Raw genomic sequence first — 18,940 nt, 5'->3', positions numbered from 1 at the left:
AGAGACAAGCATGAAACTACTAACCCATTTCAAAAATCTGAACCTAACTCAAGATCAGAAAAATGCTTTAGAAAAATTATCTAGGTTTTTTGAAAGTGATGATAGTATTTTTATTCTTCAAGGTTATGCTGGTAGTGGTAAAACAACACTATTAAAGGGAGTAGTTGAATATTTGAAAAGTACTAAGAAGAATCTTCAATTAATGGCACCTACCGGTAGAGCTGCAAAAATACTAAGGGATAAAACAGACGATGGTAAAACCATACATAGTGTCATTTATAATTTAAAAAAGCTAGAGACCTTAAATGCTGGTTCTGATGAAGTTGCAGATCATAGTATCAAATACTCCTTTCCCATTGATTTAAACAATAAAAACGAGCAAGTCTTAATCATTGACGAAGCTTCAATGATTTCAAGTAGAGAGTCTAAAAATGAGCTTTTTGATTTTGGCACTAACGTTCTACTTGATGATTTACTTAACTATGCCTTCTCTTCCAATAAAAACAATAAAATCATTTTTGTAGGTGACCCTGCGCAGCTAGCACCAGTAGGCGACAATAATTCATATGCTTTGGATTTGGAGTATTTTAAAAACTTAGGATACTCCGTTCAGATGGAAGTATTAACAGAAATTAAACGTCAAGAAAATAATCTAATATTAAAAAATGCTACTCAAATAAGAGATGTTTTGAATGCTGAGCATAGAAATGAATTAAAACTGGAGTTTGATGACAAATCTTATATAGAATTAACCAATATTGATATTATTGATAAATTCATAAATGCATATCCTCAGCCTGAACTTGGTGATGGGGTCATCATATCATTCTCGAATGCGCAATGCTACCATTACAATTATGCTATTCGTGAAGCACTTTACCCTAACGAAAGGGATATTCTTTCTGGAGATTTGGTTTTAATCAATAACAACAACTACCATACCTATTCAACTGAATTATATAATGGTGATATCGCTAAAGTAATAGATGTAGATAAAAATACAGAAACACTTTCAGCTCCAGTTTGGGCGGTAAAGAACGGAAAAAAAGTTAGAGTCACCATTTCGTTGAATTTTAGGCAGATTACTATTCGGATCCCAAATTACGACGGGGAAATCAAATGCTATATCATAGAAACCTTGCTAAACTCGATAGATAGAGATTTAACAATCGAAATGACCAAAGCATTGTACATCAATTTCGTAATGCGTTTTAATGAGGAACAGGATAGACGTAAAGAATCGGGTCTTCAAATACACAAAGTAGGTTCTGAAGAATTTAAACAAGCACTTAAATCTGACCCATATTATAACGCATTAAGAGTGAAATATGGATATGCAATTACTTGCCATAAAGCTCAAGGTGGCGAATGGGATAAAGTATTTGTTGACTATTCTGGGCGCATTGGTTTATATAACGATGCCTTGAGATGGTGTTATACAGCTACCACAAGAGCTGTAAACACTTTATACGCAATAAATCCACCTCAATTTACAAACTTTAGTAAACTAAAATTTTCAGAAGTCGTTTCAGTTAATAATATTCCTAAAAATGCCTTATCTCTCACTCATGTTAACACATCTCCTTTTCATAATTCAGAACATCATAAGGGTAAGAGCTTGAAGTTTTGGGAAATTAAGGAGGCTTTAGAGGAAGAGTCGTTTGAAATTACAAATGTAGAGACTTCTGGTTATTTAGAACGATACACTGTGATTGATTCACAAAACATAAAGTATTTCATTCAGGCCAGTCATAAAGAATCTGGACATTTTATAGATACTTTCAAAATTCAAAATTCATCAAATACTCCTTTAGAAGAAGAATTGGAAAAGGTTTTCAATACTAAAAAAAATAGTACTTACTATGTTAATTATAAACCAAGTCTAAATCATCTAGAAATTCTACATTCGGTAATGCGAGAATCATGTGCTGAACTAGATATTTCAATTACAAATATTGAAGAACAACTTGATAAATACTATGTGACATATTATTTACGAACTGATAGTATATTTTCATACATACAGTTTTATTTTAAAGGCAATGGTAATTTCTCTACAGCTATGCCTAAAACCTTTCAGTCTGAAAATGATTTAAAATTAAATTCACTCATCAAAAAACTTACTAATTATGCCATCTAAAGAAATCAAAGAATTAAGACAAGCTGGTAAGTTAGAAGAGGCTCTTACTATGGCAAAATCTGAGTTAGAAGCTCAACCAGATAATATTTGGGGCAAAAGAAATATTAGCTGGGTCTATTATGAATATCTAAAAAAATACGCTACTGAATTTAATTGTGATGATTTTATTGGGATATTAAACAAATTAAAAGGTCTTAACCTTCTAGAGAACGAGGTTATGATTTTTGATAATGCAGCGTGGCAAATAGCAAGTATTATTTTTAAAATTCAAAAAATCGAACCCGTTGACTATTTTAAGATAAATACAATGTTTGACATTGTAAAAGAATTTCATTTTACAAAACCTTCAGATAGTTATAGTTTGCTATATAAATCATTTCACAAAGGTTACCAAAATTGGTCTCGTTATCTAGAGTTTTCAGATTGGTGGGGATTTGAGAACTTTCGTCCTGAGGATTATTCTACAGAACAATATAATGGCAGGCAAATAATGGCACTTGCAGAACAGGCATATATTGCATATTCGAAATGTTTAATTGAAGGTGAACCATTAGATGCTTATGGAAAACAAAAAAGAATTGATATTGATAAAATAAATTCCTATTTACCTAAATTAGACAAGATAATTGAAGAATATCCAACGTACCAATATCCACCTTATTTTAAGGCTAAACTACTATTAGCTCTCGGAGAAGATGACAATGTTTTAAAAGCATTCTTGCCTTTTGCAAAGCAAAAACGCAATGACTTTTGGGTTTGGGAGTTAATGGCAGAAATTTTCGAAACAGATACTGAGATGCAATTTGCTTGTTATTGTAAAGCGTTGAGTTTAAAAACCAGAGAAGATTTTATTGTTAAAACGAGACAAAATTTTGCAGAATTACTTGTTTCAAAAGAACTCTATGAAGAGGCGAAGACTGAAATTAGTAAAATTATAAAAACACGTAAAAAGCATGGGTGGAAAATAAATAATCAATTATCACAATGGATAACTACTGATTGGTATACAAATAATGACACATTTAAGGATAACAATATTCTTTACAACAAACATCTCAAAAAGGCTGAAGAAATATTATTCCAAGATGTGCCTACTGAAAAGGTTGTAGTAGAGTTTGTTAATCGCGATAAGAAGATTATCAATTTTATCAAGAGTAAAACCTATCATGGTTTCTTCAATTATGAAGATTTATTAAAAAAGCCGGTTATAGGTGACATATTAGTTGTAAGGCTTCAACCGATAGGAAAAGAGGGCTTTTACAAGGCTTTATCTATTGAAAAATGTACAGAAAAGGATTTAGGCGATTTAGATATAGTTAAACCAATTAATAACGTTTTAAGGCGCAATGAAGGTCAAAGATTTGGTTTTATAGATGATGTTTTTGTTTCCCCTGATCTTATTAATAATCATAAATTAAATAACAATGATTTAATTGATGGTCTTGCATTATTATCTTTTAATAAGAAAAAAGATGCCTGGGGATGGAAGTTGATTAAAATTAATTAAGAGAAGGATAATCTTTCTATTTTTTTCTTAGACTATATCAAAATTACCATCCTTTCCTATTTATTAGTTATTGATTATCTAAATCAATAACTAATAAATTACAAGATAATTTCTCTATTAATCAGCCCCCTTTTACCTAATTGAGGATGTTATTTTTAAAACATCAATAGTGCTATTACAATAATTTCATTTCCTTTTTATCTAAAAAAGCATTGCATACTCGTACTTCAAATAGAATTTCATTTCTAATATCGAATAGTATTCCGAAGTCTCTTCCATATACCACTCTATTCATTGGTTCTGGGGCTAACGAATGTATGAACTCAAATTCATAGATAACCATTCCCTTTCCATATTCACAAGCAATACATCTACTTTCAGAGGTGGTTACATCGCTATACAATTTAGAACCTTCATTTTCTTTCTGCCACCCAGTTATATAAGGTCTAAGCGCTTCAACAAAGTCTATTGAATCTTGAAAATGAGCTATTTGATATTTTTCAAGAATAGCCAGCACTGGAATCATATCTATTTTCTTTATCGCAGCATCCATTTCAATCTGGAATTGTTTTGTCAATTCTGGGGTAAAACAGTCACTGATACTTTTAATAGGTTGCTTAAAATCTTTCATATGCTTTATTTCTTTAATTCATCAATCTTTAATATTAGTAATGGAATCTCTGACTCTTTTTCACGTATTTCATCTTTCATCTTAGCTATATAATTATCCAGTGTCATTTGCTTACCTCTTACTCCAGATTTTTCTTTTTTTAAAGCCTCAATTTTATTCTCATGTTCACTAATTTTTCTTTTCAAGAATAAAACTTCATGCTCTTCTGATGTGATTTTTTCATCAAATGTGCCAATCTTTAAATCTATGTCTATTTTTTCTAGAGATACCTTTGCCTTCTTGTTAGTTAATTCCTCAATACTCTTTTCATTCTTGGATATCTCTATTTCTTTTTCATGAATTTTCATTATTCTAAGTCCAGCCCAGTAATTAAAAACAGTTTCAGCATGTTCATAATTACCATGTACTAGAGAACCACCCTCTTTAAGAAGAAGTGAATAATGATCATTAGAACGATTTTTAAAATCATCCCAAGAATTAACTCCCTTATAGGACCTATAAATTGGGTAAGCCGCTAGTAGCAAACCAACCGGACCTATAGCAATACTAATTACTTTTGACATACCCGTATAAAAAGCAAAAGGCAGTGCCACCCCAAGCGCTGAACTTAGAGCACCTACAGTTGAAGATGCTAACAAATACACACCAAAACCTGATAATTGAGCAGCACCGATAGTAGATAATGCTGTTATAGAAGCAACCTGATCTTTAGTTAGCCCCTTAGCTTGAAGTTCGTTAAGAAAATGCTTTTTTTCAGTTTCAGATAAATTGTTGAAATTATTAGAAAACAACTTTACAAATAGAGTGGACTCTTTTTCGTAAATAGAATCAGTCTTTAAGAACTTAATCTTATTCTTCTCGGCTATTTTATTTAAAAACTCAGGATAATCCATACCCTTTTGAAAAAGTCCTTTAGCTGGTAAAAGAAGTTTTGATAATTTTAGTTCTAAACGTTGTTTCTTATCCTCTTTCTTCTGAAGATTAAACATTTTATAAAGAACTTCTAATTCTTGAGGATGAAGAATATTTAATGGGTAATTCATGATAAAAACTATTACTTTTTAACTTGATCAAATTTATTAATAAAGTGTGCAAAATAACCGCACTCTATAACCAGCTGCATTAATCTATACTAATGTTATAAATGATATCATGACTTACATCTTTTCTTATCTCAAACACCTGATTATCCATTTTCATATCATTTGATGTCAACCTATCTATTGGTTTTAAACCGTGAGCGATACCAGCATCTATTCTAATACTAAATGATGTTTCTTCTGATTTAAACTCAAAATAACGATAGTGAGGTAATCGTCGCTCTTCTTTAAAATCGATAGCAAAATCAAAATTTGCAGAAAGCTCCTTAAGATCATATACGTAATCATCAAGTTCTTTATAATTGTGGATTATATACTCTGGATAGTTGAAGCTTTTAAAATCTGCTTTAGATAAATGCACATTGAACTGAGAAACCTCTATTGACCAGATTTCTCTGATTTGATTTATAAACTGTAAAATTAGGCGTAACGAAAACTCGGACTGATTATACTTATCGAAATAAGAAACCTGGTATTTCTTACCACTTACCTTTGACAACATTTCTTTAAAATTTGAAAGATTTTCAGACATTAACAACGCTACATCATTACTTTGGCTGTTTCTAGGTAGATTTCCCTTAATTCTAGATTCATATAAATTACTGGTTGAAAAGTTTGGCACTACATAACCAGCATGATCCAACGATATGAAATTTTCAACTTTATAAATCTTTTCTTTAAGATCTACAGACCATTCTGGACTTAAGCTATCATAGCCTTCATTAGAAATATAACCAACACACTTGTTATTTTGCAAAATTACAGATGCATGAATCGCGTAGTTTTTAAGCTTATTACCTATACCTTGCTTTAGATTAAAATTATAAGATAATAAGTGTACTGAGATTTTCTCTTGATTGTTTGAGTATCTAATTTTACCTTCAACTATTAAGTTGACAACTATTCTTTCTCTCTTTAATTCCTCTAACCATTTTAAACTTTCAATGTCCCATTCGGAAATTGTATTGTTAACATGAATATTAATTGATTTAATACCGTAATGATAATTAAGTCTTTTAAGTTCATCATGCATAGAACCAAAGACCAAACTAACATCATTATTAGGTGTATCTAAATCTTTAGGAAGTTGATTTTCTAGTGCAGCACGCAACCAATCAATAGCCAAATGACGATCCAAATCTTCAATATGCCATTGTGTACTTCTATCTATCATGCATTTAGTACATGCATTTTGGCAATCACAATTATCTAAAACTTGCAATGCAAGATTCAATATTTTTTCTGCATACAACCTGAATTGCGATGCGTAGCCGGCACCACCTTTTGCTGTATCATATATAAATATGGTTTGATAACCTTTGTATTGTTTAATACCAAAACCTAATTCAGATTCTTCTACAGCCAAATACTCAGCAAGAGACTTACTAAAAATCACCCCTAATGAATATGCTAGCATTTTATCATTAACGAATGATTGATTTTTATTTTTTAGGCGTATTTCAGTAAAATCAGTATTAAATCTACTTCCTAAAATTATATGCTCTCGTATATTTTGTGCAGAGCATAAGCTTTCACCATTGTTATCTTTTCCTCCTCTCAAACGTTTATGATCTTCTAAACGTTCCGTAGACATCTCGACCCTTCCACAATCTAGACACAAGCTATACCCCTCGCCTTCTCCTGTATTATAAAATAGTACTTGGGTTTCCGTTTCACTTGAACTAGTTCTAAAATCAATGAATTGATTCTGATCTTTAGCCCAAGGCTTAATATTCAACAATAGAGGTTCTAAATATTGAGGTTTACTTTTTTCAGAAATAACTCTTGTTGGAGTACTGAATAAATCAATAGAAAATCCTGCAGGTTCAACTAACTCAGTATATGACTTTCTGTCTTCCCCTAAATCTAAACCATTAAAAGAATTAACCGCGTTACATTCTGGACAGTTATCCCCTACTTTCTCTTCTAAATCAACTGTGCGTTGGTATCCACAGCTTCGGCAACCTTGTATAACATTTCTTTCTGTAGCTTGCCCCCAATTGTTTTTCATCACAATTCCTGAAGACTTATAATTAAGCCCATCAATAAGAATATTATTACCCGGAGCAAACTCTGTAAGAGCTCTAGAAATGGTATAACTTGGATTGGATTTAAATTTGCTTTTACTCTTCTGCAAATCTGATAAGGTGATTTTTTCGAAATCAACTATGCCTGTTGGCAAACCTGCATTTGGTAAAAAGTTCTCTTCTGCTAGATAATTAAGTACGAATTTCTGTAAGAATTGACCTTTTCTGTACCCTATCGCTTTATAAGCAGGACTAGAATCTCCAAACTCCTTTTTTAATTCTGAAAGTTTCTTTTCGAAGCCTTCTTTTTGACTTCTAATTTTAATTATAGTTCGGTTAAAATTATCCTTAACAGTTGAAATTAATTCTTCTGAACTTGCTTCTGATAATTGCGTGTCTTTAACAATATAACTAAGCTCCTTTTTATACTGTAAAACTTCATCTCCATCTAACCAATTGAGAAAACTTTCAGCTATGCTTGGTGTATCTTCATAATAAAACTTCTCAATATTCTCTTTTACGTTTAAACCTCTATTGGTATTTTGCTGAGACCTAACAAAAAAGCCGAACAATAATGAATTTACATGTCTCTCAACTATGTTTTTACTATCAAAAGCAAGAATTGGTGAAGCTATTTTATGCTCTAGCGCCCACTTTGGATTATTCATAGTACGCAGACCAATAGGGTTTGGAGCGCAAAATGTTAAAGCCAGAGATTTATTCTCGGAACGACGCCCTGCTCTACCAGTTCTTTGAAGATAATTTGCTGGCATAGGCGGAACATTACTCATTACAACAGCTGAGATACCGCCGATATCTACACCCATCTCCATGGTAGTAGAACAACTTAGAACATTTATTTCTCCATTCTCAAATTGCTCTTCTAATTCTTTAAGCCTTCTCTTGTCTTGCTGAGCTGAGTGCTCACCTGCTAAATATAATTTAGAATAATCAAAAATTCGTTCGTGCAGGTTATTCCAAAGTCCTTTCTCTCTAGCCCCTTGACTATTATTTTCTAACCATAGACTTACTTCTTCATATGTAATTGTATCGTTTTCTTCATTTCTATGAAACGGATTAGAATAAACTGGAAACTCATAATTCTTAGACTCATCTATTTTATAGTTATCAATATTATTTGACTCTAAATTACCTTTAATCAACGGGGAATAACCTCTAAATACTTTATCTATTAATCTATTCGTTACCGGACATAAAAACTCTTTACCTGCTATCTCAAAATTGGTGCTCTCAAAAAAATCAAGCTTAAAACCAGTCCCGTCTTCCTTTAAAACCTTTTGCTGTAGTGTTCTCCATATTTTTTCAAGTAATTCATTTAGCAAGTCTTCTCTTTCCTCACTAATTTCAGCTCTATCATGCCATTCTAATCCTGCACAAATCAATAAAACCAAACGAGATTGAGCAATGGACTGAGGGTTATATAATCTCCACTTGGTAGCATTAACAATTTCATTATTTGAAGGATAGATTGAATCTGAACGGTAAAACTTAGAGGTAAATACCCGCATCGCATCATCGAAGAAAATGTTAAAATTATATCTAATTATATAATCTATAGCAATCTTTAAAAGATCCACCCACTCCGTATTATCAATCCCCATTTTTACAGCTATATCAGGTGCCTGAAGATTATCAAGACTTGGATAAACGATATTTATTAAACCAAGATTTTCTAAAGATCGCTCTCTTGGTATTCTTCTTGCAAATTGGTCATATAATAGTGATTTAGCATATGCTTCATTCTCAATTGCTAAATTATTACCTCTTGCTCCTTTTTTAAATAATGTTTTAAAATCCTCTTTCTCTTTAATAAAATCAACAATTTCTCTCCATGAAGATCTACTAGCTAATAAATTTGATGAGTTACCGCTTTGTTTCAACGCGGCATCAATTGCATCAATATCTTCTTGTAATCTTATCTTTCTAAATGGAAGTGTATTTTCAAGATCTATTACCAATTTAGCTCTCTCTAAAAGTAATTCACTTCTACTTGAATCAATCTTATTAGCATGGGCTTTTTTTAAGAGGTAATGATATACTTGATAACGAATCCAATCGCTTTCACTATCAATATTAATTAAGGCTGAAATCTTTGCCGTCCCTTGTCTACTGTCAGTAAATGAAATATACTTTCTTCCTTTATAAAGAGTTTTTGTCGTTTGCTTTTCTGCAACTTCAGTTTGATCCAATACTATATCTGAAAGAATTCTATTGGTAAATGCAGATGAAATTCTAAAATGAATTGGATACTCATTTTGATTTCCACAATGAGGACAATGAGTATCATCTGTCATGAAAAAATCTTCACTACCATAATCAATAGTATCATCATTGTTAATACCACAGGGAGTTAAATCAATATCTTGATTAATTTGATCTCTATTAATTAGTCTAATTAACCCATTATCTCTTATTTCATCATTTCTTTTTTCTTCGTCTTCATTATCAGTCTCATTTTCTACACTAAATGCTTCATAACCTAAAGATGCTTTTTGTCTTATTCTATCTAATTTTGGAGTTGCTCCTTTAACTCTTTCTCCCTCCATCATCATATTACCACAACTTCTACATGCAATAAGTTCTAATAAAGGATGGCCACAAGAACATTTTTTACCTGCGATAGTATACATGGTACCCATAGCTTTATTAGGTTTTTCTCCCTTATGTTTATCACATTTTTTGTTCGTACAAACATAGACACCACCTATTCCTCTCGTAAAAAAATGCCCTCTAACTGGAAGTAAATTTTCATTATTTACCTTATGCTCTGAAAGAGTATCAATTATTGCAAGCTGTTCTAACTTATTGGAAACATTAAAATCTTTACCTATTTCACTTTGAGAAATCGCTTTACTATTTAAAAATTTTTGTCTCAGAAGTTTTATGTTGTTTTTAGATAACACAGGAGACAAACTAGGTATATCTTGATCTACAATTTGATTGTTTACACGTTCACCTGTAATAACCTCAATTTGATCTTTAGAAATTCCGCATAAATCTGACATGAATTTTTTAAGAGAATCTGTATTTCCACTACCTACGGTAGCTGAGGTAATTGCAAATCTTACATCCTCTATATTCACTTCAAATGCAGATACAACACGTCTTATTAGCAGGGCAATTTCAGCGGCTTTAGAACCAGTTAAAGTATGGGCCTCATCTAATAATATCCACCTTAACGCTCCTTTAGATTTTTCTATTATTGGCACATCTGCATTACGAACCAACATATACTCTAACATTGTTGGGTTTGTGAACAAAACTTGAGGAGGTGTTGCTCTAATTTGTTCTCTAGAAATTAATTCTGGTAACGCTTTTTGTTTTTTATCCTTACTACTTTCTTTATTTGGTGTATCACCTGTTAGCAGCGCATACTTAACTCCATCTAGAGCAGAGCACCAAGCGTGCATACGTTTTCTTTGACTAGCTATCAACGCATTTAAAGGATACAAGAAAATAGCATTTACTCCATCTTGATTTTTACAGTTCTCATGAATATCATGTATAACGGGTAGCATAAAACATTCCGTTTTACCAGAACCTGTTCCGGTAGTAACCGCAATCGATTTCTTTTTATCCAGAAGAATCTTCCAACTTTCTAATTGATGTTTGTATGGTTTTCTGTCCTTTGGGAATCTAAAATCTTTGTCTTTAATAGCGTCTAAAGCATTTACAAACTCTTGATTAAATATTCCTGCAGATTCTCCAAACTCAATTTTACCTTGTTCCCACGGAAAAGTATTTTGAAAAACCGCGTCTGCCATAATTGGTTCTTGCGAAAGTAAAAATCTAAAATAGTCTTGCATTTCTTTATCTCCTGTAGCCCAAAGCGAGAGAATTGCATCGGTTAATCTATTTTCAGTTTTAGAATAAAAGTCTTTGAAATTCATAGGTTTAGTTTCTGTTAAGGACATGTAAAATGATACTATTATAAAAATCTGGTTTCAAATATTGGCTATACTGGATGTTTCTCCTAATTACATCCCTAAAGTCATCACCTCCCCATATAGGGTTCTCATTTTCAATATTGTTAATTGATTCTGCAACTGCAATTGGTGATCTCAATAATACTTTTACTGCTTTATGCTGTTCAATTTGAACACTATAAGTACTATTAATTTTAGGACTGTGATATGGAAGCTCTTTTAAAACTCTTTCACCTAATTGCTGACGAAGATCTAATATATCTCTTTGGGAAATACTGTTAGTCTCGATTTTGGCTCCGCTAATAAATTTAAAAAGTTTCGTCTGACCATTTAAACTTAAATAGGATGAAAGAAGTTCTAGAATATGATTGTAGTAGTTATTACCAGTAAGCTCATTAACTTCTTCTATAGCATTACCCCAATCTATTTTTGAAATCCAATGAAAGCAAAAACCTAAATCTTTCTCCATCTCTGGAATAACATTTTGGATATATTCATTGGGGTCATGATGATTAATTCCCAAATAAAGAAAAGCCCTTGACGCCACATTTGAACTTCTAGAAATTGCTCTTAATTGGTCAAAGGTTGAGAATGGGATATCAAAATCTATACAGATTTTGAAATAAGACAATACTTCTTTCCAAATTTCATCGCTAAAGCCCGCTGAAGAGAGATTGGTATGATATTTTTCAATTCTTTCTGCCTTATCAATACCCGAGTAAAATTCAGTAGTTCTAACAAATCTTGGCATCAATTGCTTACCATCTATTTTAGAAGAGAACACTATTAATTCGTTAGACTCAATAGATGTTGGGATTTCATAACCACTTTCTATTTTAGTTAAAGAAATTGGTGTAATTTTTTCAGAATTACAATTTAGAGCTACAGCATATAATTCTAATTTATCACTTGAGTTAAATACATCTACACGGTATTCTAATTGATTGCTAACATCTAGTGTGTGGCTAAAACCCGAAATTCGATAAGTCCTTCTATAGCTACCTTCTGACAATTCTAAAGTAACCGTATTTTCATGATTCATGACGTCAGCTAAATATAAAAGCCTAACAATTTCATCTTTATAAGCTATTAATGGCTGTGTTGAATCTTTGATTTCCTTTGTAATCTTCACATCTGGTTTTAAGCTATTCTTAAGCTTTAACAAGGTTTCTCTTTTTGGAGTACTTAGTATTCTAAGTCCATAAAGATTAGCAAGAGACAAAGGCTGGTTCTCATCAATAATTCCGCCATCACTATCAGTGATAGCCATTCCTTGAAATGGAGAACGCATATCGAAAAACAATTTCTTTTTATTAGAAAGTCCAAAAGAACCTTTTATTATTGAAGGTATTTTTAACTTTTCTTTATTTACTTTCAGTGAATATCGATTTTCAGTTTGCTCTATTTCGACCAAATCTGTCTCACTTAATTTCATTTCATAAAAATCATTATTAGTGAAATCGACTACAGCAGTATCAATAGTTTGCTCCAAAAATCTAGCCTTTAAATTTCCAATATTGAAGAAAGTGTCATGAGCAATTACCCCATCTTTCTCTATTTTTAAATCATAACAACCTTTTGAAATGTTTTTTATTCTACTAAGACTTTCCCATTGTTCTTTACTATTATGCCTTTTAATAAAAGTTGTAAAACGAGAATTATTTATATCATAACCAGAATCATCATATAAGAGAATTTTAGGAAGACCCTGGGTAACGGTTAAATTTGATTTTAACATCCAACTTGGGCGCTTACTTTCAATAATCCAATCAAATGAATCCACACCACTTATATAGGTGTTTTCTTCATTCTCACTCTGAATTTCAACTTCACCTTCAAATGAAACCCAAGAAAGAATTTTATCGTAAATAGAAATGTTGGTTGCAGGTAAAAAGCATTTCCAAGTATTTGGGTAAAGTATAGCTGCATCTTTATTCGATACAGTATACCCTTTTACCAATCGCCATTCGTTGTCATTAAACCTCGACCATAAACTGGGTTCATCTAAATTGGGTATAGTTTGTATAAATTCAGGAAGTTCAGTTTTCAATTCATTTCCAACGACATAAGTATAAGGGATACCTTCTAAAACATCTCTCTCTTCATTTTGATTGCTGTACCAATCCGTTTTATATTTACCATTAGCCATTTTCCGAAAAACACATATTAAATTATCATCCATAAAGAATTGATAATTTCTATCGGTAGGTTCAAATCTTAAAATATCACTTAAAGCTTCCTTTGAATAAGAATCTGCGAAACCCAGTCTTAGTGTAATTTTTGGCGTATCATTTTTAAAACTCAATAACCAATAATTCTTAGGCTTAGATTGTCTCTTCTTCTTGACTAAAGATTTCCGTTTAATTTTTAAAGCAGTTGAAATCTCTTTCAACGACTCCTCACTTTCAAATAACGAATCATATGCACCATCATCATTCAGAATAGATCTTACTATTTCAAAACAATTTTCATAAATAGTATCATTCTGACTAGATTTAGGTAATAAATCTATGATATGGTTTTTAAATATAAAATCTTCTATAGACTCTGGTTGCTCTTCTAAAACTGCCTCCAAAAAAACCTTATAAACACCTTTATTTTCAGCAATATGCTTTAATGGCAACCCGCCTTGCAACAATAATGTTTTAAAATAAAGTGTATTTTGTTTTTTAATCCATTTAACCCCTAGCTGTCGTGCACCTATTTTAGCAAGTTTAAAAAACTCTTCCTTCGTCAGGTTATATTTAAGATTACCCCCAATAGATTCAAATATTTCTTGCTTACTAGGTATACCACCATTATACTTTCTTTTCCACCATACAGCATAGTATAAACAAACGTCTTTAGGGTCTATATTATAAATTTTCCCATATTTTAAAGTAGAAATAAGTCTATCTAAATCTTCATCACTTATCTCATATTTCCATAAAGCTTGTTTTTTATCTTGATCACTGTTTTTTGATATCGTTAGGGTTTGAAAAAATGACATAGATTATTTTGGTTAAGTTTAATAATTAGTTAAAGTAGCCTAGAAAAATATAATTTGATTACGGTTTACCGTAAAGCAGTCTGTTTCATTTTAAAAATCTGATGTAAAGAACTAAAATAACTATGCGGTGTAATTGCACAATTAAGAATTGTAGAGGTTATTCATGGATTTAATTTGCTGTGCTACTTGAATAAGTAAAATTTCTGGCTCTAAGACTTGGACGTCTTGACCGTAGGATAATATTTGTTGGACAAGCTCCCTATTAATTATTGTATCAAACCAAACCTGATTCTTTTTATCTTTTTCAAAAAACAAATCATACCCTGAATGAAAAGGTTTGGTTTTAAAATATTCTTCTCGACCATTATAAAAACGTAAAACAACCCTTTCTTTTATAGCGTTTAAGGGCTTAACAATACCCACCATAGAATTAAAAAACAAATGCCAATCGGTATTTGATTCTACGTAAATTACATCGTTGTTTTTCGTGAAATCAATTAAACGCTCATCTAAGGGAATACTCCAATTTTGAATATTTTTGGTATCATTAAATCCAAATACAAACCATCTATTATTATACTCTTTCAAAACATGTGGATGGAACGTGTATGTAGTTACTTCTTTATCCTTAAATCCTTTATAAGTTATAGTTAAGACCGTTTTATTATTAATTGCGTGATAGATTGGTTTCAACAACTGTATTCCCTTGTATTCATCGTTATGATCATAAAACAAAATATTGATATTATCATTTTTTTGCTTTTGCTCTTCTTCTTGAAACTTTAATAATGCTTCTGATAGCCTATCATATTTAGGATGGTTCTCAAATCGTTGAAGTAATTGTTGAGCAGCATCAATTAAATATTGTTCATAATCCAGTAAGGGTTTATCTGCAATAGTAAAAGATGAATCTGAATACTTTAATATTCTGGCTTTTTCTGGAAGTGGAGCAGCAAAGCCATTAATATTATCTCGAAATACCTTTAAATCTTCCCTAAGTGTTCTAACAGAGATACTCTCATTTGGGTAATGAATTTCAAGAGCTGCATTGAGAGCTATTAATAAATCTTCAAATGAATAAGCTCTTTTCCTAAAATACTCATCTAAAATATTATACCGCAAGTGTGCGTGTTTACTATTAGCCATAGAAAATTATTTATGAGTAAATATCCTATACTAACACATAAAAAGTTAATGATATTGTTACCTATAAAAGTTAAAGTTTTGTAAATGACCTAAATTAAAAATTAATTACCGATTCTTACTTCTCAAATATTTTTCAATTCTTCAGAAAAAAACATATCACAGCTTCCTAATCTTCAAAATCAGATTGACCGAATTGTATAAGTGTTCCGTTAAAGTGTTCTTGACCACGACCATCACTATGGTCATCAATTAAATAATCACCCACTAATAAACCTTTATGATTAGAAATAATTAATCTATCTACCATTTCTAAACCTAGATGCTTTTCTACCCAAAGTCTTTTCTCTGTATAGCATAAAGGATTCAATATAGAAGGTGTGGTAAGTATAAATGGCTGAAAATAATCGCTTTTCAAAAAGAAGTGAAAAGATTCGATTGCATTTTTCATTGGCTCTAAATTCTCAAAGAAACCAGGCTGACTTTGCGGGAATAGAACTTCCGGTTTTTCTATCAATGCCTTTTCATGTGCTTTGCTATAATTGCAAAGAACATCATCCATATCTATATACACTACTTTCTTAACCACGGTTAAATATAAACTGTTCTAAGTATTTAAAGAAACAAATCAATAAACACCTTTAAATTACCAATCATTTATATTCAGTAAATTTGGATTCTAATAACAATAATTAATCTAAAATAGGAATATAAAGAACTTTTAAAATATATACGAAAGCGTTTCGCTTTTGATTGGATGTCAGAAAATCGCCAGTTTTCATCTCACAACCTCAATCAAAGTTTTGACGCCCACGCCACTGCGTGGGCTGTCCTTGTTTGGTTGTTGGGTGTCTGGCGATACCTCTGACGTCAGCAAGTTCAGTTCCACGCTTTTTTTATGGACAACTCTCAAGAAATTAACTATTCGATTATTATCAAGAATAATCCCGACAAGCCAACTTTACAATTACTAAATACTTATTGGGTTTTTGAAAATGGCATTTTCCCCAATAAACCAAAACAGCTATCTACCGAGAATAAACTGAGAATTCATGACATCTATGTAGTGGTAAAAGAATATTCATATGTAGAACTACAATACAAGTGTAGAACATGTGATATGATTCTGGAACAAGAAGTGTATTCTCAGTCCAACTTTTTACAGATTCTTAAGGATGAACCAATCTGCGAGCTTTGTGAGATTAGGGAAGAACTAAAAATAGAAGAAGAGATAAATAAATTACGGGAACAAAAAGAGCAAGAAGAGAAGAAGAAAAATGAACTTTACAGTAAATTAAATGCCGCTGTTGAACATTTTGAAGAAACACAATTTAATAAAGAGGAAGCTCGATTCATGCTTCATTTCATTAGAGAAGGAATCAAAAAAATATCTTTCTTAAATCATGGCGAAAACTATGAGGTCTTCTATAAATTTAATTTGCTAGGTCTTATTCATCTTCAAGAAAACATAGTTGAGAAATATTTAATTGTCAGCTATTCTCATAAACTTGAGGATCTTCTTATGAACTGGTTAAACAAAGAAACTTTAGAGAATATCACTCAAGATACAAGCTCTTGGTCAAGATTAAGTTTTTTACTGGAAAACAATAGGTCTTATCGAAACAGTAACACACCACGTTTCAGCGGAACCATAAGTTTCAAAGAAGACATTATAATAAAAAAACATACTAAATGTCTTTACGGAGTATGGGACAGATCTCACGATGATGCCTGGTTTACCTTAACTCCAACCTCTGACATTATTGTTGCCAATAACAAACCCATACACAAAGAACCTAAACATATTAGGGATATTTTAAACAGGTTTTTAGACAATCCAGAGAATCGAGATTTTTAACCTAATTAATTAGGTTTATGGTCAATAACACAGATGCTATTACACCAAAGAATAGAACTCCTATTATTACAAAGTCTAATTTACTTTCTATATTCTTGATTGAATTTGAAGCACTCATATTTCTATAGTTTAAAATTGTTTTAAAATCGATTTATTTCAGAGGTAAATACTTTAATTACTTATTTAAAAATAAGGGAAAATTCACACATATATGCTAAAGTCGAAAATCGTATTCGAATAAATAATAGCACTCAATTAACCGTACAATATAAAAGTATAATCATGAATGTTAAAAACTTATATGAATTGGTATGGACTACACCAATAAAACAAATATGTAAAGAACATGACATAGACTATCTAGCTTTCAGAAAATTGTGTACTGAAAATAACATACCATTACCTGAGTTGGGTTATTGGACTAAGCTAAGGTTTGGCAAGCATGTTACTAATATTGCTCTATCCGAAGAGGTTGATGAAAGTAAACAGATTGACTTAAGTGAATTGAAAAAAACCAGAGGAATCGTGAAATAAAACCACAGATTATAATTCCTAAGAAAAAACATCCATTAGTAGTAAAAACCAAGCAGCAATTAACAATTACAAAATCTTATAGAGATTCAGTTGTTAGAACCCAATATAAAAGACAAAAAGATATACTTCCCATACATACTGATAAAAAGCTACAAAAAAGAGCTCTAAACTTCATGAACATTTTTATAGCGAATGCAGAATTACGAGGTATAAATATTAAGTTTAATCTTGGCACATGTTATGTCGAACTTTACAATCAAACCATTCAAATAAATCTTAGACAGAAATACCATCGTGAAAAGAGAATTACAGAGGGAGGATGGAGTACTCATGATTTTGTAAAAAGTGATAAACTAGAATTTCAAACAGGGTATACCAACAAAAAGAGTTGGCTAGATACCGATAACATTAAAATTGAAGAACAAATTCCAAAAATTCTTGATTATATAGAAAATGATTGCACCATGTGGCATAAGTGCCATATAAAAAATGAAATCATTAGAAACAAGCGTGCTTTAGAAGAGCAAAAACAACAAGAATTGGAACGTTTACAAAAAATAGAAGAAGAAAGAAAGCTACAACTTTATACAGATGCAGAAAATTGGCAAAGGGCAGAACTTCTAAGGAAATTTATGGAAGCCAAAAAAGAAGATGCAATCTCTAAAGGGAATATTAATGAGGAAACTGAAGAATGGATGGAATGGGTTACTTCCAAAATAAATGAATTGGACCCGTTAATTTAAAGAAGTGAAAATATCTCTGAAAACATTTCGCTTTTACATAACAAAGACCTAAGGTAATAATGCTCTTGCAAACTATTTTAAGTAAACAATGGGCGCTGTCTCGGTAATTGTTTAGGCTTATCTAATTCACATAAATTCTTAAAATCAATCATACCACCCAACCACATTAGCGTATCATATTCCTCATCGCGTTCTCTTAACAATCTATAATCTGTTTGCCAACATTTTAATCCCTCATCATGATGTAAAAGATAATCTAAATCTTCAGCACCAAATTTATTCATGTAACTCATAACTATTTCCTCTTAATGTTTGTTATCT

12 protein-coding genes are annotated in these 18,940 nt (G+C 31.3%); 5 read left to right on the top strand and 7 right to left on the bottom strand.

The genetic code is table 11. The annotated features are described in order from the left end of the window. Window positions 1-10 precede the first annotated feature (10 nt). Entirely contained in the window at window positions 11-2,140 is a 2,130-nt protein-coding gene (locus BW936_RS13075) for an ATP-dependent DNA helicase (protein ID WP_084182079.1), read from the top strand. Next, window positions 2,130-3,647: a DUF7017 domain-containing protein gene (locus tag BW936_RS13070; RefSeq protein WP_076548847.1), complete on the top strand. Its 1,518-nt coding sequence runs from the start codon at window positions 2,130-2,132 to the stop codon at window positions 3,645-3,647. Before BW936_RS13075 ends, BW936_RS13070 begins: the two co-directional genes overlap by 11 nt. Before the next feature lie 175 nt (window positions 3,648-3,822). Here the strand turns inward: BW936_RS13070 and BW936_RS13065 are convergent, their stop codons facing one another. The 6 genes from BW936_RS13065 to BW936_RS13040 all read right to left on the bottom strand — a co-directional run bounded on the left by BW936_RS13065 (window position 3,823) and on the right by BW936_RS13040 (window position 16,073). Beyond that, the gene (locus BW936_RS13065) at window positions 3,823-4,278 is read right to left on the bottom strand and encodes a hypothetical protein (protein ID WP_076548846.1); all 456 of its coding nucleotides are present in this window, start codon (window positions 4,276-4,278) and stop codon (window positions 3,823-3,825) included. Window positions 4,279-4,283: 5 nt separating this feature from the next. Beyond that, entirely contained in the window at window positions 4,284-5,321 is a 1,038-nt protein-coding gene (locus BW936_RS13060; RefSeq protein ID WP_076548845.1) for a hypothetical protein, read from the bottom strand. 79 nt (window positions 5,322-5,400) lie between these two features. After that, window positions 5,401-11,316, bottom strand: coding sequence for a DEAD/DEAH box helicase (locus BW936_RS13055; protein WP_159439024.1), 5,916 nt, complete (start codon window positions 11,314-11,316; stop codon window positions 5,401-5,403). A 4-nt stretch (window positions 11,317-11,320) separates the two neighbouring features. Further along, window positions 11,321-14,341, bottom strand: coding sequence for a hypothetical protein (locus tag BW936_RS13050; RefSeq protein ID WP_076548843.1), 3,021 nt, complete (start codon window positions 14,339-14,341; stop codon window positions 11,321-11,323). Between the two features lie 141 nt (window positions 14,342-14,482). After that, a complete protein-coding gene (locus BW936_RS13045) occupies window positions 14,483-15,487 on the bottom strand; it encodes a helix-turn-helix transcriptional regulator (protein WP_076548842.1) in 1,005 nt (334 codons plus the stop codon). A 166-nt stretch (window positions 15,488-15,653) separates the two neighbouring features. Next, window positions 15,654-16,073 (bottom strand): 5' nucleotidase, NT5C type, encoded by a 420-nt coding sequence (locus BW936_RS13040; RefSeq protein ID WP_208611122.1) that lies wholly within the window; start codon window positions 16,071-16,073, stop codon window positions 15,654-15,656. A 309-nt stretch (window positions 16,074-16,382) separates the two neighbouring features. Here BW936_RS13040 and BW936_RS13035 point away from each other — a divergent pair, with 309 nt between their 5' ends. From BW936_RS13035 to BW936_RS13025, 3 genes are all read left to right on the top strand, one after another. Continuing rightward, window positions 16,383-17,342 (top strand): hypothetical protein, encoded by a 960-nt coding sequence (locus tag BW936_RS13035; RefSeq protein WP_076548840.1) that lies wholly within the window; start codon window positions 16,383-16,385, stop codon window positions 17,340-17,342. A 282-nt stretch (window positions 17,343-17,624) separates the two neighbouring features. Next, window positions 17,625-17,876: a hypothetical protein gene (locus BW936_RS13030; protein ID WP_076548839.1), complete on the top strand. Its 252-nt coding sequence runs from the start codon at window positions 17,625-17,627 to the stop codon at window positions 17,874-17,876. Between the two features lie 173 nt (window positions 17,877-18,049). Beyond that, the gene (locus tag BW936_RS13025; protein WP_076548838.1) at window positions 18,050-18,619 is read left to right on the top strand and encodes a hypothetical protein; all 570 of its coding nucleotides are present in this window, start codon (window positions 18,050-18,052) and stop codon (window positions 18,617-18,619) included. 77 nt (window positions 18,620-18,696) lie between these two features. On the opposite strand, the gene BW936_RS13020 is transcribed toward BW936_RS13025, so the two are convergent. Beyond that, complete coding sequence (locus BW936_RS13020; RefSeq protein ID WP_143744149.1) at window positions 18,697-18,912, bottom strand: hypothetical protein; 216 nt, start codon at window positions 18,910-18,912, stop codon at window positions 18,697-18,699. Between the last annotated feature and the right edge of the window lie 28 nt (window positions 18,913-18,940).

Source organism: Maribacter ulvicola, assembly GCF_900155985.1.
GTDB classification, from domain to species: Bacteria; Bacteroidota; Bacteroidia; order Flavobacteriales; family Flavobacteriaceae; genus Maribacter; species Maribacter ulvicola.
The sequence above is the reverse complement of the archived record's forward strand: the minus strand, read 5'-3'. Positions and strand labels throughout refer to the sequence as shown.